Here is a 17,151-nt window from a genome sequence, read left to right on the forward strand (position 1 = left end):
ATTTCACCCATCCTACGAAATTGATCCGTCTTACCGAGTTGTCACTACAAGACATGCGCGAAGCCGTAAGACTCACCGCCGGCCGCGCCAAGCTCGAAGCCTCGGGCGGCATCAACGACAGCACCTTGCGCGCATTTGCCGAAACGGGCGTGGATTACATCTCACTGGGGACGCTGACCAAGGATGTGAAGGCAGTGGATTTGTCGATGCGGTTGGTACTGTAAAAGCCGCCACTGTAAAGCTGCCCCCAGACTTATGTTTTTCCTATCTGCCGACGGGAACCGGGGGCAGACTACGCGCCCAAGGATCGAAGAAATCGTGGCCTGTCTTTAGGTTCCTCTGGTTTCCCCTGGCCGAAAAAGTCGTAAACCAAAGTTTGTTTCTGGCTTCCGTTATAGCCACGGCCGAAGCGGCACAATAGCGAGCACCATCGTGTTGTCATCCGCCAATAGCACTACCATGGGCTGCACCCGCGCCATCAAGGGTAGCCAGCCCGTTGCCTGCGGCCATGCCGCAAGAACAGCCGCCACAGTATCGCCCTCATTGAACGCAACAAGCTGATCCAGATTTTGGGCCCTGCTTTTCATCTGTCCGGCCAAGTCTGCCAGGGGGCGATAGAGCTCGGGACGCTGGGCAATATCGCTCCCCCCCAGGACTACCTCGAATAGGATTTCATTGCGCCGTTCGCCATCGACCGGCCGAACGGCCGCTACCCAGCGTGGCCCCGTCCACGCAGGCGCTTGATACTGGGGTAGCGCTTCAGCCAGCCGGCGCGTGTCGATATCCACCACCGGTACCACATCGAAACGGTCGACATTGAAGGCCAGCCAGGCCGGCCGGCCTTGCGCGACCGTCCACAGGCCATAGCCCAAGGCGGCCAGTTGCAACGCCACGATCACCGTCAGATCGAATTTGAGAGACTTCTTGCCGGTTTTGTAGACCACAAGGGTCAACAATGGCCCCAGCGTCACATCGACCGCCAGCAGCAGCAGAAAGATCGAGGTCACACCCAGCGCCAAGTGCAGGGGGGCGGGGTACCAGAGCCCGAATACCAGACCCAGGGCGCCTAGCGCGATAGCCAGAGAACAAAGCAGATGAATAAAAAAGACCTTGAAACGGGCGGACATTGGCAACTTCCAGACAGATTTTAGCAACAGATGGGAGTCAAAAGGAGAAAGCCCCTAAACCCCAAACAGCACAACGCCCCGCAGGTGCAGGGCGCTGTTTAGATCAAACTAACTGGGAATAAACCGGGATCTATTCCTATTAGCTTTAGTTGAGATACCGCAATTAACGGCACTCAGCCGGAGCGTACTTAGCTAGCAAAGTACCTGCGGCAAGAGGAGTAATCCCGTTCGCTGTAGCGGTAACATTCGTGGCAGACGCACAACCCCAATCGATAGAACCGGTAACACCAGCGGCTTGAGCAGCAGAGAGAGACTGGCCAGCCGCGGAGTCACGAATCCAAGGAGTCAAAGTCAAGGTATTCGCAGCAGCAGCGACACCTACGTCGGTCGCATCATAGGTAATGGTAATCAGACCAGATGCGCCAGTAATCAACACAGAAGTAACATACTTGGAAGTCGCGCCAAGGTTGTTCGCCTGAGCATTCCAAGTGGTAGCCACTCGAGCCAGATCAGCGGCTGAAGCAGAACCTTCTGTAGCAATAGCTAATTTTGCAGGTTGCGCCAGATTCAATCCTTCGGTGATCCGGGTGCGTACGGTATAGTCCTGATAAGCCGGCAGCGCAACGGCCGCCAGAATACCAATAATCGCAACCACGATCATCAATTCGATCAGGGTAAAACCCTTTTGCATTTGAGCTTTCATGTTTTCTCTCCTAGGGATGGATAGGTCGGTGACCTGGCCCTACCAATGCAGGCAGCGTGCCAACCTTACCAGCAAGTCGGCCAGCCCAGGTGCTGTGGGTTTTCTGGGTTCCCGCCTACGCGGGGACGACGTTCCGAGCCGAGAGCGGCAAGGCCTTGGTCCTCTTGACGGATATGTTTGAGGGATGACAGATATTGGGGACCTCAAACAACATCCATTCTTGCATGCGGAAAAGCTCACTCCGGCACTAACTGCCAATTTTCGTCACCTCAACTAGCCTCGTTTGGCAGCCACGGGCGACTAGGTTATAAGGCAGGTATTGTTTGTGGAGCGCGTGATGAACGAGAGCATTTCCCTTTCAGGCCTGGCCAGGCAGTTGGCACAGGCCGAACTGATGGACGAAAAATCCGCCCAGCAGGCCCAACTGCAGGCCCAGCGCAACAAGCTGCCGCTGGTGACCTATCTGGTGCAGAACAAGCTGGTGAAAAGCCGAGTCCTGGCCGAGTTGGCCGCCGAACAGTTCGGCGTGGCTTTTTTCGATCTGAATGTAATCGACAAAGAAGGCCAGCCACGGGATCTGGTCAGCGAGAAACTGGTTCGCCAGCATCGTGTGCTGCCGCTCTGGCGCAGAGGCAACAAACTGTTCGTGGCGCTCTCCGACCCGACCAATCACCAGGCCGTCACCGATGTGCAGTTCAGCACCGGCCTGACCACAGAAGCAATTTTGGTCGAGGACGACAAACTCGGCGATGCCATCGACAAGTTCTTCGACTCGGCCAATAGCGGCATGGACGAGCTGGCAGACGTTGATCTGGATGGGCTGGATGTCGAGGCGGTTGATGATGAGAAGTCGGTCGGCGAAGGTGGCGCCGACGCTGACGATGCGCCGGTAGTGCGCTTCGTCAACAAGATGCTGCTGGATGCCATCAAAGGCGGCTCTTCCGACCTGCACTTCGAGCCTTACGAAAAAGCCTATCGGGTACGCTTTCGTACCGACGGCATCCTCCATGAGGTCGCTCGCCCGCCCATCCAGCTGGCGCCGCGAATTTCCGCCCGTCTCAAGGTGATGGCCGCGCTAGATATCTCTGAGCGCCGCAAGCCGCAGGATGGCCGGATCAAGATGAAGATCTCCAAGAGCAAGGCCATCGACTTTCGCGTCAACACCCTGCCCACACTCTGGGGCGAAAAGATCGTGATGCGGATTCTCGACCCCACAAGCGCGCAGATGGGCATCGACGCACTGGGCTACGAGGAGGAGCAGAAAGAGCTGTATATGAGCGCCCTCAAACAGCCTCAGGGCATGATTCTGGTCACCGGCCCCACTGGCTCGGGCAAGACGGTGTCGCTCTACACCGGCCTGAACATCCTCAACACGCCTGATGTGAATATTTCCACCGCCGAAGACCCGGTGGAGATCAACCTGGAGGGTATCAACCAGGTCAACGTCAACCCCAAGCAGGGCATGGACTTCACCCAGGCGCTGCGCGCCTTTCTGCGTCAGGACCCGGACATCATCATGGTCGGTGAGATCCGCGACCTGGACACAGCCTCTATTGCCGTCAAGGCCGCGCAGACCGGGCATATGGTGATGTCCACCCTGCACACCAACAGCGCCGCGGAAACCCTGACCCGCCTGCGCAATATGGGCGTGCCTTCCTTCAATATCGCCACCTCGGTCAACCTGATCATCGCCCAGCGTCTGGCGCGCAAGCTGTGCAACAACTGCAAGAAGGAAGTGAACGTACCGCGCGAGACGCTGCTGGCCGAAGGTTTCCCCGAAGACAAGATCGGCACATTCAAAATCTACGGCCCGGTCGGTTGCGATAACTGCAAGGGCGGTTACAAAGGCCGTGTCGGTATTTATGAAGTGGTTAAAAACACGCCCAACCTGCAGCGGATTATCATGGAGGAAGGCAACTCCATTGATATTGCCGCGCAGATGCGTAAAGACGGCTTTAATGACCTGCGCACCTCCGCTTTGCTCAAGGCCATGCAAGGGGTCACCAGCCTTGAGGAAGTCAACCGCGTAACCAAGGATTAACCATGGCGGAAAGAGCTCTAAAAACCAGTGTATTCACCTGGGAAGGCAAGAACAAAAGTGGCGCCGTCGTCAAAGGAGAGATCAGCGGCCAAAACCCATCCCTGGTTAAGGCTCACCTTAGAAAGCAAGGCATCAACCCGACCAAGGTACGTAAGAAGTCGAGCATCTCGCTTGGCGGGGCCGGCAAAAAGATCAAGCCCATGGACATCGCCCTGTTTACCCGGCAGATGGCGACCATGATGAAGGCGGGTGTACCACTGCTGCAGTCCTTCGACATTATTGCTGAAGGTTTTGACAACCCCAACATGCGCAAACTGGTCGACGAAGTGAAGCAAGAAGTGGCTGCTGGTAACAGCTTTGCGGCTTCGCTGCGCAAGAAGCCGCAATACTTCGATGAACTGTATTGCAACCTGGTGGAGTCTGGCGAACAGGCCGGTGCCCTGGAAAACCTGCTGGACCGAATTGCCACCTACAAAGAAAAGACCGAAGCCCTGAAGGCCAAGATCAAGAAGGCGATGAACTATCCAATCGCTGTTGTGGTGGTCGCCATCATCGTCTCAGCCATTTTGCTCATTAAAGTTGTACCGCAATTCGAGGAAGTTTTCGCCAACTTTGGCGCTGAGCTACCTGCGTTCACACTGATGGTCATTGGCATATCGCAATTTCTTCAGGAGTGGTGGTTCATTTTTCTACTTGGAATATTCGCTGCAGCCTTTAGCTTCAGGGAAGCTATGAAACGCTCGCAAAAACTTCGTGATTCTGTCGACCGTGGCGTTCTGAAGCTCCCCATTGTTGGTGACATCCTCTATAAATCCGCTGTAGCCCGCTTTGCGCGGACCCTTTCCACTACCTTTGCGGCAGGCGTACCGCTGGTGGATGCACTCGATTCGGTAGCTGGTGCCACCGGCAACGTGGTCTTCAAGAATGCCACCAACAAGATCAAGGCCGATGTATCCACCGGTATGCAGCTTAACTTCTCCATGCGTACAACCGGCACCTTTCCCAGCATGGCCGTGCAGATGACGGCCATCGGAGAGGAGTCCGGCGCGCTGGATGAAATGCTCGACAAGGTGGCCAGCTTCTATGAGGCTGAAGTGGACAATATGGTCGACGGCCTCACCAGCCTGATGGAACCGATCATCATGTCGGTACTGGGTGTACTGGTAGGCGGCCTGATCATCGCCATGTACCTGCCAATCTTCCAGCTAGGCGCAGTGGTCTGATTAATGCCTGTACTCGACTTTTTGGCCAGCCATGTGCTGGCCTTTGTTTTGTGCGCTCTGCTACTGGGCCTGCTGGTTGGCAGCTTCCTCAACGTAGTGATCTATCGCCTACCGGTGATGCTGCAACGTGATTGGCAGAGCCAGGCGCGCGAGGTGCTGGAGTTGCCGCCAGCACCAACCGCTCAGACCTTCAACCTGATCCTGCCCAATTCCTGCTGCCCGCAATGCGGCCATGAGATAAAGCCCTGGGAGAACATCCCGGTCATCAGCTATTTGTTCCTGCGCGGCAAGTGTTCGAACTGCAAAACCCCAATCAGCAAGCGTTACCCCATCGTCGAACTGGCCTGCGGGCTGCTTTCCGCTTACGTCGCCTGGCATTTCGGGTTTACCTGGCAGGCTGGGGCGATGCTGGTGCTGGCCTGGGGGCTGCTGGCGATGAGTTTGATCGATGCCGATCACCAGATTCTGCCGGATGTACTAGTGCTGCCGTTGCTGTGGCTGGGCTTGATCGTCAATTACTTCGGGCTTTTCACCAGCCTGGAGGATGCTCTGTGGGGTGCAATTGCCGGTTATCTGAGCCTGTGGTCGGTGTACTGGCTGTTCAAGCTGATCACCGGCAAGGAAGGTATGGGTTACGGTGACTTCAAGCTACTGGCGATGCTCGGGGCCTGGGGTGGCTGGCAGGTTCTGCCGCTGACCATTCTGCTGTCGTCGCTGGTCGGGGCGGTGCTCGGTGTAATCATGCTGCGCATGCGTGGCAGCGATTCCGGCACGCCGATTCCCTTCGGCCCTTATCTGGCGATTGCCGGGTGGATCGCCCTGCTGTGGGGCGATGTGATTACCGGCAGTTATCTGAAGTTCGCTGGGTTTTGAGTCAAACAGCCATAGTTGCCCAAGTTGTAGGAGCCCCGCCCCGGGGCGAAGCTTTTGAATTTAGCGCTGAACCTCAGCACCATTCGCCGCGGGGCGCGGCTCCTACAGGGTTTGAGCTAACCCAGCGACACTCGTCATTCCTGCGAAAGCGGGAGTCCAGGAGTTATCCTGACTCCACGAGCTGGGTCCCCGCCTTCGCGGGGATGACGGATCGCGGTACACGCGGTTCGCATCATCCAGCAATCCCCCCTACAATCGCGGCCTTGAGCAGTAACGAGACCGCATTGGCGTGATGAAACCCTGGATACTCGGCCTGACTGGCGGCATTGGCAGCGGCAAGAGCGCGGTGGCGCAAGGCTTTATCGAACGCGGCGTGCACGTGGCGGACGCCGATCATGCGGCGCGCTGGGTGGTGGAGCCAGGGCGTCCGGCGCTGGCAAAGATTGTTGAGCACTTTGGTGCAGGCGTACTGCAAGCCAATGGCGAGCTGGACCGCGCCGCACTGCGCAAGCTGATATTTGCCGCCCCCGAGCAACGCCGCTGGCTGGAAAGCCTGCTGCATCCGCTGATCGGTCAGGAGATCGTTCAGGTGCTGGCGCGCGCAGAATCGCCCTATGCCATTCTGGTGTCGCCACTACTGGTCGAGTCCGGCCAGCGGCAGATGACCCAACGCATATTGGTCGTCGACACGCCTGCCGAGTTGCAGGTGCAACGCACCATCGCACGCGATCAGAGTTCGGAAGAACAGGTTCGCGCCATCATGCAGGCCCAGGCCAGCCGCGAAGAGCGCCTGCGCCATGCTCACGACGTGCTGGTCAATGATCGTGATATGGCCTGGCTGGACGCGGAGGTCGAGCGCCTGCACAACTTTTACCTGACCCTGCGCGGAGGCCAACCATGACCATTACCGTTCAATGCCCAACCTGTAGCGCACCCGTCGAGTGGAAAGCCGAAAACACCTACCGCCCCTTCTGCTGCGAACGCTGCAAGCTGATCGATCTGGGCGCCTGGGCTGCCGAAGAGCATGCGATTCCCGGCAATGACCTGGAAGACGAGCTGTTCAGCGGCGACCTGCCGACGCGCCCGCATTGATTACAGGCCTGGAAAGAGCCGATTGGCTCGTCTCTCGCTACCACTCTTGGCGACGAGGAAAGCATCGTGACTAGCGCAGCTTGTCCGTAGGAGCCCGCTTGCGGGCGATCAAGTACAAGAGCATCGCCAGCAAGCCGGCTCCTACAGGTTGCTATGCAGCTTTCTATGGCCGCATAAAAGCGTAGTCGCGGTCATCGTCGAGGTTGTCGGCGAGAAACTGCAGTTCGTGCGCCAGCTCCTCGGGATCACGTAGCGACTTGCTCCGCTGTACGACCTCCGACAGCAGCGCACGCAATGCCACGACAGGCTCATGGCCCTGCACTTCGGCGTCATGTAAGTCGTCCTGAACAACGTTTCTTGCCCAGCTGTGAACACTCATATCGAGTCCCTCGGAGGCGTTTCTCACAGCATGGCGGCAGGCCCGTTTCAGATATTGACGGGGATCAATCCGCTCGCCGCCATTCAATCGGCCAATACGGCGTCATTCACTCGCCGCGATCACTCTCCTTCCAGGGCGCCTGCAGGTAACGGCTGCGGTTGAAGGTTTCCAACCAGTCCGGGTAGAACACCACCAACGCGGTGACGATGGTGCCGTTGATAAAGGCTTCGGGGAACGCCACCAGCCACAGGTAGCCGGCAAAGTCGTCCAGCCAGGGCGGCATGGGGAACAGCCCATCCATCCACAACAGGGCGAGACCGCCGAGCAAGGTCATCAGGGTCGCCAATGCCGCCGGGAAGAACCCGCAGAAGAAGATGTAGACGAACAGGTTGCGCGGCTGCGCGCGTTCTACACGGATTGCGCACAGCTCGGTGACCAGCACCGGAATCAGCACCAGCAGCACGCCGTTGATACCGAGCGAGGCCAGGTCCATACGACCGATAGCCAGCAGGCCAAGCTGCGCCGCCAGTCCCGCCAGCACGGCAAGTGGCCAATCAAGCAACAGGGTTACGGCGGTCATACCGATGAAGTGATAGGAAAGCCCGGAGTCGAAATCGCGGCGCACCAGCCAAAGCAGGAACAGCGCGAGCATGGTGCCGAACAGCAGATGCTGGCGGCGCAGATCACTGAACAGCTCGACCCAGGGCGCCCGCGCCACCGCCCAGAGCAGCGCCAGCCCGTAGACCAGCCAGCCGACCAACAAGGTGGAGAACGCCAGCAGGTTGGAAGCGATCATGCGCGCACACCCTCTCCTTCATTCATCGCCATGCCCGGCAGTCTACACCGGTACTCGAATTTGATTTTGCCGGCAGAGCAACTGCAATGGCGACTGCCCTGCCATTGATCGACAACAGCCAACAAAGCCCAGCTGGATTTCCACGCTCACTGGAACGACCGAAGCTGCAGGCACTGGCATGCGGGTAAGCGCTGCGGCTAAGCTTCAGACATGGACGATTCCGATTATCTGCGCTTACTTACGCACCAGGCCGAACAAGCCAATGCCTTCCTCTCCAACGCCAAGAAATGGGAGCGTGAGCGTTGGGTCTGTCAACGCCTGCTGCAAGCGCTGAACGTGCGCCATCACAGCAATGACTTCACGCCCAGCGGCCAGGAGCCGCCGGACGTGCTGTTTCGCGATGCCAATTTCGAAGTGTTTTTCGTGCTCGATGAAGGCCGGCGCCTCAATGACGAGTGGCGCGCCGAACTGGAGCGGCGCCGCAGCGCCTTTTCCCTGAGCCAACTGGTGCGTCGCGAAGCGCGCCCCAAACGCATTCCCGCCAGCGAAATGCAGGCGCGCCTGGCACCAACCCTGCGCAAGAAGGCGCATAACTATCGCGAGCGTGGCATCGACCTCGGCGAACTCGACCTGGTCGCCTTCGTCAGCCTCAAGCGCGCCGTGCTCGACTGCAACAGCCACTTCCCGCCCCCTACCGAATACCTGCGCCAAGGCTGGCGCTCGCTGTCGCTGGTTGGCCCGCGCTTCGCCCGCGTGCTGTTCGCTCACCCGGATGCGCCGGATTTTCTACGGCAGAACCTCGGGCGCAGCCTGCTGTTCGACATCGGTATCGGCCTGTGAGCCCCTTGCAGGAATTGCTCGCCGACGTGCCGCAAGTCGGCCAGGTGCGCTGGATAGGCGTGCGCCCCAAGGCGCGCGAGGCGATGCTCGAAGTCGAGGCCGTGGAAGCACGGCGTGAAGCCGGCCTGACCGGCGATCACAGCCGCCCCGGGCCACGCAATGCGCGGCAGGTCACGCTGATCCAGTGGGAACACCTGGCCGTCGTTGCCGCCTTGCTCGGCCGCGATGCGCCCATGCCGCCCAGCGAGCTGCGCCGCAATATCGCGGTCGCCGGCATCAATCTGTTCAGCCTCAAGGGCCGGCGCTTTCGCATTGGCCAGGCGCTGCTGGAAACCACCGGCTGGTGCCAACCCTGCGCCCGCCTGGAGGAACGTCTCGGTCGCGGCACCTTCCAGGCCATGCGCGGCCATGGCGGCATTACCGCTCGTGTGATCGAGGGCGGCATCATCCGCCTGGAGGACGCCGTAAGCGCGGAATCCCTCGAAACGATATCTGACCCGCAGGACAACGACGCTCGCCAAGGCTGGCGGGCACGCCTAGCAGGCCGTTGAAAAACGTAGGCGACGACTGCATGGATGCAGGAGGTAGAGCGAAGCAGGAAGCCCGAGCCGAGGCAGCCAATGCAAGGCAAAAAAAGGCGAAAAACGGTCGGAGTCGCGCTCGACTTTACGAGCTGTAAATGAGCATTTTGAGCCTGTTTTTAACGCAGCAGTGGCAACGCAGATAGTTTTTCAACAGCCTGCTAAGATAGCCGCATTCAAGCAGAGGCCCACCCATGACCAGTCGCCTGAGCCCCGAAGACCAACAGAAAGTCGACCAATACCTGAGCGCACCGCAGCATCAGGTTGAACGTCAGCCGTTTCGCGTTTGGCGTCTGCTGGCGCTGGTCGTGGTCGTGACCATTGGCCTGGGCCTGCTGAGCCGCTTGCTGAGTCGACTGGTGCTATGAGCTGCCTTGCGCTCGCCCTCTCGCACTCACACCGTCTTTTTCAAAGCCTTGTGAGCAATATCCATGTCCCATCGCATCGTGATTGTCGGCGGCGGCGCCGGCGGTTTGGAGCTGGCCACCCGCCTTGGTAGAAAACTGGGCAAGAGTGGCGCTGCCCGGATCATTCTGGTCGACGCCAACCTCACCCATATCTGGAAGCCCCTGCTGCACGAAGTGGCCGCCGGCTCGTTGAACTCCTCGGAAGACGAACTGAACTACGTGGCCCAGGCCAAGTGGAACCATTTCGAGTTCCAGCTCGGGCGCATGTCCGGCCTCGACCGTACCAGCAAGAGCATCACCCTGGCACCGACGCTGGATGACGATGGCCAGGTACTGATGCCTGAACGCCGCATCACCTACGACAGCCTGGTCATTGCCGTTGGCAGCACCACCAATGACTTCGGCACGCCTGGTGCCGCCGAGCACTGCATTTTCCTCGACACCCGCGCGCAGGCCGAGCGCTTCCACCGGCGCATGCTCAGCCACTACCTGCGTGCACATGCCAGCGAGAACGAATACGGTTCGAAGATCGATATCGCCATCGTCGGCGCCGGTGCCACCGGGGTCGAGCTGGCAGCAGAACTGCACCACGCGGCCAAGCAGTTGGTCGCCTATGGCCTAGACCGCATTCGCCCCGAAGACATGCGCATCACCCTGATCGAGGCCGGGCCACGTGTGCTGCCTGCTCTGCCCGAGCGCATCGCACGGCCGGTGCATCAGACCCTGGAGAAGCTCGGCGTCACCGTGCTGACCGGTGCGGCTGTCAGCGAAGTGACTGCCGACGGCCTGAAAACCGCCGACGGCAACTTCATCCCGGCCAGCCTGAAAGTCTGGGCTGCCGGCATTCGCGCCCCCGGTTTTCTCAAGGATCTCGACGGCCTGGAGAGCAACCGCATCAACCAGCTGCAGGTTCGTCCGACCCTGCAAACGACGCTCGATGACGACGTATTCGCCTTCGGCGACTGCGCAGCCTGCCCGCAGCCGGGCACTGAGGGCCGCAACGTGCCGCCACGCGCCCAGGCAGCGCATCAGCAGGCATCGCTGCTGGCCAAGTCGCTACGCTTGAAGATCAGCGCCCAGCCGCTGCCGGAATATCGCTATCGCGATTACGGCTCGCTGATCTCGCTGTCGAGCTTCTCCGCGGTCGGTAACCTGATGGGCAACCTGACCGGCAGCGTCATGCTCGAAGGCTGGCTGGCACGGGTGTTCTACGTGTCGCTGTATCGCATGCACCAGATGGCCCTGTATGGCGTGCCACGCACCCTGCTGCTGATGCTCAGCGACCGTATCGGGCGCAGCACCGAGCCGCGCCTGAAGCTGCACTAGAAGCGACCCAATAGGTAACTGTAGGAGCGGCGACCCGCCGCGAACCTGGGCGGCGCGGCTGGAAAAGCTTCGCCCCGAGGCGGGGCTCCTACGAAAGGCTGTTCGCATCAGCCACCCAAGGCCTGCCGATCCCCCTCTCCCCCGGCCCCTCTCCCGCAAGCGGGAGAGGGGAGACAAGCACGCAGCGCAATTCCAGTCTTGTAGGGTGGGCCGGGCGGCGATCCGCTTCAGCCCACGTCCACCACCGCTGGTGGGCTAAAGCCCACCCTACGAGCTGAAGCGCCCGCACGGAGAATTTGGAATTGCCGCTGCAGACAGCCGGTTGCCCGTGGTGCGCATGGCGCAAAGCCGATACGCAAAAACGAAAAAGCCCGCGCTAGGCGGGCTTCGTCGTTGTGGTGGTGGGTCGTGTAGGATTCGAACCTACGACCAATTGGTTAAAAGCCAACTGCTCTACCAACTGAGCTAACGACCCGAAAATGGTCGGGGTAGGGGGATTCGAACTCCCGACATCTTGCTCCCAAAGCAAGCGCGCTACCGGACTGCGCTATACCCCGATTGGAAGTTGGCTCCGCGACCTGGACTCGAACCAGGGACCCAATGATTAACAGTCATTTGCTCTACCGACTGAGCTATCGCGGAACTTCGGTCTTCCAGCTCTTCTGCGCTTTGGCTTTCGCTTTACCGCTTCAGAGGCGCGCCATTTTACGTAGCAAAATTTCCCTGTCAACCCCTGCAAACTGCTTTTACGACAATGCTTTGCAGACAAGCCATGGACTACTATATGTTTCATCGAACTGTGGCACGACGCAGGACGCGCCAGCCGAAGACGCCAGCCAGGACAGTCCATGAGCAACCAGGACAAGCCCCCCATTCATCCCAAGGTGGTTAGCCTCGCCAGCCGCGGTATACAGCCGCGTTTCAGCGATCTGGTACAAGCCTGCCGCAAACTGGTGATGAATCGACTGGCGGAGCATCTGAGCGGTGTATTCGGCCAGGTCGATGACACCCTGTTCGAGTGCGCCGAGAAAGCCGAGAACAACAAGGTGCAGACGTTGTTCTTCGACAACATGCGCGAGATCCGCCGCCAGCGTCCACAGATCGAGCGCAGCTACCACCAGGCCATCGCCAACAATTTTTCCGATTTCCTCGACGGCAAGCTGCAGGATCGGACGCCGGCCGAAGTGGCCCCCGAGCAATTGGCCCTGGTGCAGAACGAGGATTACGAAGAAACCCTGCAAGTCACCAATATGGTCAGCCGGGTCAAGGCACGCTGCACCCAGCCGCTATTCGCTCTGGAGCAGCGCCTGGCGCTGCTCAACAACGGCCAGAAGCTCGGCGAGGACAGCAACCCCTTCGGCCCACAGGCCATTGCCCAGGCGTTTCGCGATGCGCTGGCGCCCTGCCCCTTCCCACTGCAGATCAAGACCATCCTCTACATGCTCTTCGATCGCCATGTGATGCAGAGCCTCGATTCACTCTATGGCGCACTCAACCAGCGCCTGATCGATGCCGGCGTGCTGCCCAACCTCAAGTACAGCGCACAGATCAATCAAAGCGTCAGCCGCCCCGATGCGCCTGCGCCAGAAGCCCCGACGCCCCAACAAGCAGCGGGCAGACCGGGCACGACGCCAGCGCCCGTAGAACCGGCGCTGTTCGATCTGGATCTCAGCGCACCGCCGCCGAGTGATCCGGGCGCGCTGTTCAGCGGCTTGTCCAGCCTGCTCGGCGAGCACCGCCAGAGCCACCCGGACGCTCCGCTGCTGGGCGGCACACGGAGCATCGTCAGCTTCTCACCGCGCGAGGCCAGCCGCACCTACAGCGCCAGCGAGTTACTCGCTGCGCTCAACCGCATGCAACAGCAGTCAGCCCACGAACTGACCCAGCGCCTGCATCAACCGCAAGCCGTTGAAGGCCTCAAGGCCGACCTGCAGCAGCAACTGGAATCGCACAGCAGCCTGCCGGGCGACAGCAAGGTGTCCGATCAGGAAGCCGACGTGATCGACCTGGTTGGCATGCTGTTCGACTTCATCCTCGATGACGAGAACCTGCCGGACGCCTGCAAGACCGCACTCTCGCACCTGCATACGCCCTATCTGAAAATCGCCCTGCAGGACAAGGCACTGTTCACCCAGCACCATCATCCGGCACGACGCCTGCTCAATACCATGGCCCAGGCTGGCGTGCTTTACGGCAGCGAAGGTGACGAACGCGGGCTGCTGGCCAAGATGCAGTGGGTAGTCGAACGGGTGATTCACGGTTTCAGCGGTGATCTGGGACTGTTCGACAGCCTGATCGAGGAGTTCAACGAGTATGTCGAGACCCTACGCCACAAGGTCGAACTGCGCGAACGCCGCGCGGTCGAGGCGGCCAAGGGGCGTGATCGTCTACTGGGGGCTCGCGAGCAGGCGCTTGAGGTGGTTCAGCGATGCGTCGGAAAGCGCGACCTACCAACCATCATCCGCAACTTCCTCGAACTGACCTGGGCCGACGTCCTGGTGTTCGTCCTGCTGCGCCATGGCGAACAGAGCACGGAGTGGAAGCGCTCCTGTGAAGTGGCCGAACAGCTGGCCTGGAGCGGCACACCGCTGGGCGAGGCCGAGGTGCTGCAGTTGCAGGAACAGCGCGTACCGATGCTCAGCGACCTGCGCAAGGGCCTGGAATTGCTCGGCGGCTACCATGAGGACGGCATCCGTCGCCTGCTGCAGGACCTGGTGGCCTGCCAGCATGCGGTGCAAGCCAAACAACCACAGTTGGCCGCCCAGCTCAAACCTACCCTGCCAGAAAGTCCCCTGGGCGCCATGCTTGGAGAAGATGCCGATCTGGCTCGCCAGGCACCTTTGCGCAGCAAGCTCTCGGCACGCGCACAAGCCCTGGCCAAGGAGTTGGCCAGCGTCGAGTTCGGCACCTGGTTCGAGTTCGTCGAGGGCGGCAAGAGCCGCGCGCTCAAGCTTTCCTGGTTCAGCCCGACCACGCACAACTACATGTTCGTCGACCACAGTGGCCAGCGCGTGGCGATCAAGCCGCTGACCCTGCTGGCCAGCGAGATGGAAAAGGGCCTGGCCCGCATCGTGACACCCGAACGCGCGGCGCCCCTGGTGGATCGCGCGCTGACTGCCATTTACCGTGTGCTGCAGCGTTTCACCGGGCGCACGGCCGAACCCCGCTGAGGAATTTCCATGGAAGAGCGTCGTCAACACAGCCGCCATGGCATCGAAATGCAGCTGGAGGTCTTCGACCTCAACAGCGGCCAGCGCCTGGGCCGGATAGTCGACCTGTCTGCCGATGGTTTCATGCTGTTCAGCGGCACCCCCCACACCGCCGACGCGGTGCTGGAATGCCGCCTGGTGTGCACCTCAGGTAGCGATGCGGTACAGGAAGTGCGCCTGGGCGCCGATTGCCTGTGGAGCCGCCCCGGCGCCGACGGCCAGCATTGCTGGGCCGGCTTTCATATCATCGATCTGGCCGAGGATCAGGCCAAGGCTCTGGAGAGCCTGCTGGCCAGGCTTTGAGGGCACCAAACCTACACCAACGAAAAAGCTGATGCCAATCAGATAAGCACTATAAGGCGGTCTTGCGTGGGAGCCCCGCCCCGGGGCGAAGCTTGTGGATTTGTGCTGAACGCGTGATCGATTCGCCGCTAGGCGCGGCGCCTACAGATAGGTAGTGCTCTTTCGAGCGACACACACGCCGAACGGATAGGCGTTCCGCCCCAGGGCGAAGCTTTTCGTGTCCCCCCGGTTCGCGGCGGGGCGCCGCTCCTACAGATGGCCTGCACCCGCAACGAAAAACGGAGCCCGCAGGCTAATGCTGATCAGATAAGTTCGTCACCACCCCCTCCTACTTGCAGTAGAGGGGGCGCTTTTCGTAGGAGCCAGCTTGCTGGCGATGCTTTTTATGGCGGATCGCCAGCAAGCCGGCTCCTACAAAAATCGAGTGCAACGGCTTAACTGACTGGCATTAGCCCGCAGGCTCCGTTTTTTCATCCCGGCGTAACACCGGGATATCGCATGGTGGGTTACGCGGCGCACTCTGCTCGTGCAACCAGCCAATTACGTGCCTGGCGCCGCTAACCCACCCTACGCCAGCTTCTTGTAACGTACACGGTGCGGCTGCGCGGCGGCATCGCCCAGGCGTTTCTTGCGGTCGGCTTCGAACTCGGTGTAGTTGCCTTCGAAGAAGTTGACCTTGCCGTCGTCCTCATAGGAGAGGATGTGCGTGGCGATACGGTCGAGGAACCAGCGATCGTGGGAAATCACCACGGCGGCGCCCGGAAAGTCCAGCAGCGCCTCTTCCAGCGCGCGCAGGGTTTCCACGTCGAGGTCGTTGGACGGTTCGTCGAGCAGCAGCACGTTGCCGCCCTGCTTCAAGGTCAGCGCCATGTGCAGGCGACCACGCTCACCACCGGAGAGGTCCTTGACGAACTTCTGCTGGTCGGCGCCCTTGAAGTTGAAGCGGCCGACGTAACCGCGCGACGGCACCTCGTAGTTGCCGACCTTGATCATGTCGAAGCCGTCGGAAATCTGCTCCCACACGGTCTTGTTGCCGTCGAGCATCTCGCGGCTCTGCTCGACGCTGGCGATCTGTACGGTTTCACCGATCTCGATGGTGCCGGAGTCCGGCTGCTCCTTGCCGGTGATCATGCGCAACAGGGTCGACTTACCGGCGCCGTTACCACCGATCACGCCGACAATGGCGCCTTTGGGGATGCTGAAGGACAGGTCGTCGATCAGCACGCGGTCGCCGAAGGACTTCGATACGTTGTGGAAATCGATGACCTTGTCGCCCAGACGCGGGCCAGCCGGGATGTAGATCTCGTTGGTCTCGCTGCGCTTCTGGAATTCCTGCGACTGCATCTCCTCGAAGCGCTGCAGGCGCGCCTTGGACTTGGACTGGCGTGCCTTGGCACCCTGGCGTACCCACTCCAGTTCGGCCTTCATCGCCTTGGCGTGCGATGCCTCGGCCTTGGCTTCCTGAGCCAGACGGTTGGCCTTCGACTCCAGCCAGCCGGAGTAGTTGCCCTCGTAGGGGATACCGTGGCCGCGGTCGAGTTCGAGAATCCAGCCGGCGACATTGTCGAGGAAGTAACGGTCGTGGGTGATGGCCACCACGGTGCCGGGGAAGTCGTGCAGGAAGCGCTCCAGCCAGGCCACCGAGTCGGCGTCCAGGTGGTTGGTCGGCTCGTCCAGCAACAGCATGTCGGGGGCCGACAACAGCAGGCGGCATAGCGCCACGCGGCGTTTCTCACCACCGGACAGGTGCTCGATCTTGGCGTCCCAGGCCGGCAGACGCAGGGCGTCGGCGGCGACTTCCAGCTGGCGCTCGAGGTTGTGGCCGTCGGAGGCCTGCAGGATGGCTTCGAGCTTGGCCTGCTCGGCGGCCAGCGCGTCGAAATCGGCATCCGGCTCGGCGTAAGCGGCGTAGACTTCGTCGAGGCGCGCCTGGGCCTGCTTGATCTCGCCTACGGCCTCTTCGACGATGTCACGCACGGTCTTGCTCGGGTCGAGCTGCGGCTCCTGTGGCAGGTAGCCGACCTTGATCCCCGGCATCGGACGGGCCTCGCCGTCGATCTCGGTGTCGACGCCGGCCATGATGCGCAGCAGCGTGGACTTACCGGCACCGTTGAGGCCCAACACGCCGATCTTGGCGCCTGGGAAGAATGACAGGGAGATGTCCTTGAGAATTTCACGCTTCGGCGGGACAACCTTGCTGACCCGATGCATGCTGTAGACGTACTGAGCCATGGAGAACCTGACTGGTGAG

At 60.5% G+C, this 17,151-nt stretch carries 16 protein-coding genes, 3 tRNA genes and 1 pseudogene; 12 read left to right on the forward strand and 8 right to left on the reverse strand.

Annotated elements, in window-relative coordinates:
• A pseudogene (locus N5J71_RS03835) lies at window positions 1-224 on the forward strand (carboxylating nicotinate-nucleotide diphosphorylase); the annotation flags it as partial.
• A gap of 168 nt (window positions 225-392) precedes the next feature.
• Here N5J71_RS03835 and tfpZ read toward each other — a convergent pair.
• Window positions 393-1,127, reverse strand: coding sequence for a TfpX/TfpZ family type IV pilin accessory protein (tfpZ, locus tag N5J71_RS03840; protein WP_279534411.1), 735 nt, complete (start codon window positions 1,125-1,127; stop codon window positions 393-395).
• A gap of 163 nt (window positions 1,128-1,290) precedes the next feature.
• The gene (locus N5J71_RS03845) at window positions 1,291-1,830 is read right to left on the reverse strand and encodes a pilin (protein ID WP_279916344.1); all 540 of its coding nucleotides are present in this window, start codon (window positions 1,828-1,830) and stop codon (window positions 1,291-1,293) included.
• Between the two features lie 337 nt (window positions 1,831-2,167).
• Between N5J71_RS03845 and pilB the strand changes: the two genes are divergently transcribed.
• The 5 genes from pilB (at window position 2,168) to yacG (ending at window position 7,059) form a co-directional block, all read left to right on the forward strand.
• Window positions 2,168-3,871 (forward strand): type IV-A pilus assembly ATPase PilB, encoded by a 1,704-nt coding sequence (gene pilB, locus N5J71_RS03850; protein ID WP_279534409.1) that lies wholly within the window; start codon window positions 2,168-2,170, stop codon window positions 3,869-3,871.
• 2 nt (window positions 3,872-3,873) lie between these two features.
• The gene (locus N5J71_RS03855; RefSeq protein ID WP_279916345.1) at window positions 3,874-5,094 is read left to right on the forward strand and encodes a type II secretion system F family protein; all 1,221 of its coding nucleotides are present in this window, start codon (window positions 3,874-3,876) and stop codon (window positions 5,092-5,094) included.
• A 3-nt stretch (window positions 5,095-5,097) separates the two neighbouring features.
• The gene (locus N5J71_RS03860; RefSeq protein WP_279916347.1) at window positions 5,098-5,967 is read left to right on the forward strand and encodes a prepilin peptidase; all 870 of its coding nucleotides are present in this window, start codon (window positions 5,098-5,100) and stop codon (window positions 5,965-5,967) included.
• Window positions 5,968-6,259: 292 nt separating this feature from the next.
• Complete coding sequence (coaE, locus tag N5J71_RS03865) at window positions 6,260-6,868, forward strand: dephospho-CoA kinase (protein ID WP_424960555.1); 609 nt, start codon at window positions 6,260-6,262, stop codon at window positions 6,866-6,868.
• A complete protein-coding gene (yacG, locus tag N5J71_RS03870) occupies window positions 6,865-7,059 on the forward strand; it encodes a DNA gyrase inhibitor YacG (RefSeq protein ID WP_017678823.1) in 195 nt (64 codons plus the stop codon). Before coaE ends, yacG begins: the two co-directional genes overlap by 4 nt.
• A 163-nt stretch (window positions 7,060-7,222) precedes the next feature.
• On the opposite strand, the gene N5J71_RS03875 is transcribed toward yacG, so the two are convergent.
• Together N5J71_RS03875 and N5J71_RS03880 are read right to left on the reverse strand one after the other, a co-directional pair.
• Complete coding sequence (locus N5J71_RS03875) at window positions 7,223-7,438, reverse strand: hypothetical protein (protein ID WP_045734051.1); 216 nt, start codon at window positions 7,436-7,438, stop codon at window positions 7,223-7,225.
• Window positions 7,439-7,544: 106 nt separating this feature from the next.
• On the reverse strand, window positions 7,545-8,234 hold the full coding sequence (locus N5J71_RS03880; RefSeq protein ID WP_004425010.1) for an energy-coupling factor ABC transporter permease: 690 nt from the start codon (window positions 8,232-8,234) through the stop codon (window positions 7,545-7,547).
• Between the two features lie 210 nt (window positions 8,235-8,444).
• Between N5J71_RS03880 and N5J71_RS03885 the strand changes: the two genes are divergently transcribed.
• From N5J71_RS03885 to N5J71_RS03900, 4 genes are all read left to right on the forward strand, one after another.
• Window positions 8,445-9,074: a DUF1780 domain-containing protein gene (locus N5J71_RS03885; RefSeq protein ID WP_279916349.1), complete on the forward strand. Its 630-nt coding sequence runs from the start codon at window positions 8,445-8,447 to the stop codon at window positions 9,072-9,074.
• On the forward strand, window positions 9,071-9,625 hold the full coding sequence (locus N5J71_RS03890) for an MOSC domain-containing protein (RefSeq protein WP_279916350.1): 555 nt from the start codon (window positions 9,071-9,073) through the stop codon (window positions 9,623-9,625). Before N5J71_RS03885 ends, N5J71_RS03890 begins: the two co-directional genes overlap by 4 nt.
• 224 nt (window positions 9,626-9,849) lie before the next feature.
• On the forward strand, window positions 9,850-10,023 hold the full coding sequence (locus N5J71_RS03895) for a DUF3094 family protein (RefSeq protein ID WP_074856088.1): 174 nt from the start codon (window positions 9,850-9,852) through the stop codon (window positions 10,021-10,023).
• 63 nt (window positions 10,024-10,086) lie between these two features.
• Entirely contained in the window at window positions 10,087-11,388 is a 1,302-nt protein-coding gene (locus N5J71_RS03900; protein WP_055984101.1) for an NAD(P)/FAD-dependent oxidoreductase, read from the forward strand.
• A gap of 399 nt (window positions 11,389-11,787) precedes the next feature.
• Here the strand turns inward: N5J71_RS03900 and N5J71_RS03905 are convergent.
• The 3 genes from N5J71_RS03905 to N5J71_RS03915 all read right to left on the reverse strand — a co-directional run bounded on the left by N5J71_RS03905 (window position 11,788) and on the right by N5J71_RS03915 (window position 12,030).
• Window positions 11,788-11,863: transfer RNA gene (locus tag N5J71_RS03905), tRNA-Lys, on the reverse strand.
• A 5-nt stretch (window positions 11,864-11,868) separates the two neighbouring features.
• Window positions 11,869-11,945: transfer RNA gene (locus tag N5J71_RS03910), tRNA-Pro, on the reverse strand.
• A 9-nt stretch (window positions 11,946-11,954) separates the two neighbouring features.
• Window positions 11,955-12,030: transfer RNA gene (locus N5J71_RS03915), tRNA-Asn, on the reverse strand.
• Between the two features lie 206 nt (window positions 12,031-12,236).
• Between N5J71_RS03915 and N5J71_RS03920 the strand changes: the two genes are divergently transcribed.
• A complete protein-coding gene (locus N5J71_RS03920; RefSeq protein WP_279916351.1) occupies window positions 12,237-14,558 on the forward strand; it encodes a DUF1631 domain-containing protein in 2,322 nt (773 codons plus the stop codon).
• Between the two features lie 9 nt (window positions 14,559-14,567).
• Window positions 14,568-14,900 carry a PilZ domain-containing protein gene (locus tag N5J71_RS03925; protein ID WP_279916352.1) on the forward strand — a complete coding sequence of 111 codons (333 nt, stop codon included), beginning with the start codon at window positions 14,568-14,570 and terminating at the stop codon, window positions 14,898-14,900.
• A gap of 567 nt (window positions 14,901-15,467) precedes the next feature.
• On the opposite strand, the gene ettA is transcribed toward N5J71_RS03925, so the two are convergent.
• On the reverse strand, window positions 15,468-17,132 hold the full coding sequence (ettA, locus tag N5J71_RS03930; protein ID WP_116617871.1) for an energy-dependent translational throttle protein EttA: 1,665 nt from the start codon (window positions 17,130-17,132) through the stop codon (window positions 15,468-15,470).
• Window positions 17,133-17,151: the final 19 nt, after the last annotated feature.

Origin of the sequence: Ectopseudomonas oleovorans, from assembly GCF_029845265.1 — a bacterium.
GTDB classification, from domain to species: Bacteria; Pseudomonadota; Gammaproteobacteria; order Pseudomonadales; family Pseudomonadaceae; genus Aquipseudomonas; species Aquipseudomonas oleovorans.

Coding starts and splice junctions, on each gene's coding strand:
- tfpZ (WP_279534411.1), bottom strand. CDS start 1,127: ATGTCCGCCCGTTTCAAGGTCTTTTTTATTCATCTGCTTTGTTCTCTG.
- N5J71_RS03845 (WP_279916344.1), bottom strand. CDS start 1,830: ATGAAAGCTCAAATGCAAAAGGGTTTTACCCTGATCGAATTGATGATC.
- pilB (WP_279534409.1), top strand. CDS start 2,168: ATGAACGAGAGCATTTCCCTTTCAGGCCTGGCCAGGCAGTTGGCACAG.
- N5J71_RS03855 (WP_279916345.1), top strand. CDS start 3,874: ATGGCGGAAAGAGCTCTAAAAACCAGTGTATTCACCTGGGAAGGCAAG.
- N5J71_RS03860 (WP_279916347.1), top strand. CDS start 5,098: ATGCCTGTACTCGACTTTTTGGCCAGCCATGTGCTGGCCTTTGTTTTG.
- coaE (WP_424960555.1), top strand. CDS start 6,260: ATGAAACCCTGGATACTCGGCCTGACTGGCGGCATTGGCAGCGGCAAG.
- yacG (WP_017678823.1), top strand. CDS start 6,865: ATGACCATTACCGTTCAATGCCCAACCTGTAGCGCACCCGTCGAGTGG.
- N5J71_RS03875 (WP_045734051.1), bottom strand. CDS start 7,438: ATGAGTGTTCACAGCTGGGCAAGAAACGTTGTTCAGGACGACTTACAT.
- N5J71_RS03880 (WP_004425010.1), bottom strand. CDS start 8,234: ATGATCGCTTCCAACCTGCTGGCGTTCTCCACCTTGTTGGTCGGCTGG.
- N5J71_RS03885 (WP_279916349.1), top strand. CDS start 8,445: ATGGACGATTCCGATTATCTGCGCTTACTTACGCACCAGGCCGAACAA.
- N5J71_RS03895 (WP_074856088.1), top strand. CDS start 9,850: ATGACCAGTCGCCTGAGCCCCGAAGACCAACAGAAAGTCGACCAATAC.
- N5J71_RS03900 (WP_055984101.1), top strand. CDS start 10,087: ATGTCCCATCGCATCGTGATTGTCGGCGGCGGCGCCGGCGGTTTGGAG.
- N5J71_RS03920 (WP_279916351.1), top strand. CDS start 12,237: ATGAGCAACCAGGACAAGCCCCCCATTCATCCCAAGGTGGTTAGCCTC.
- N5J71_RS03925 (WP_279916352.1), top strand. CDS start 14,568: ATGGAAGAGCGTCGTCAACACAGCCGCCATGGCATCGAAATGCAGCTG.
- ettA (WP_116617871.1), bottom strand. CDS start 17,132: ATGGCTCAGTACGTCTACAGCATGCATCGGGTCAGCAAGGTTGTCCCG.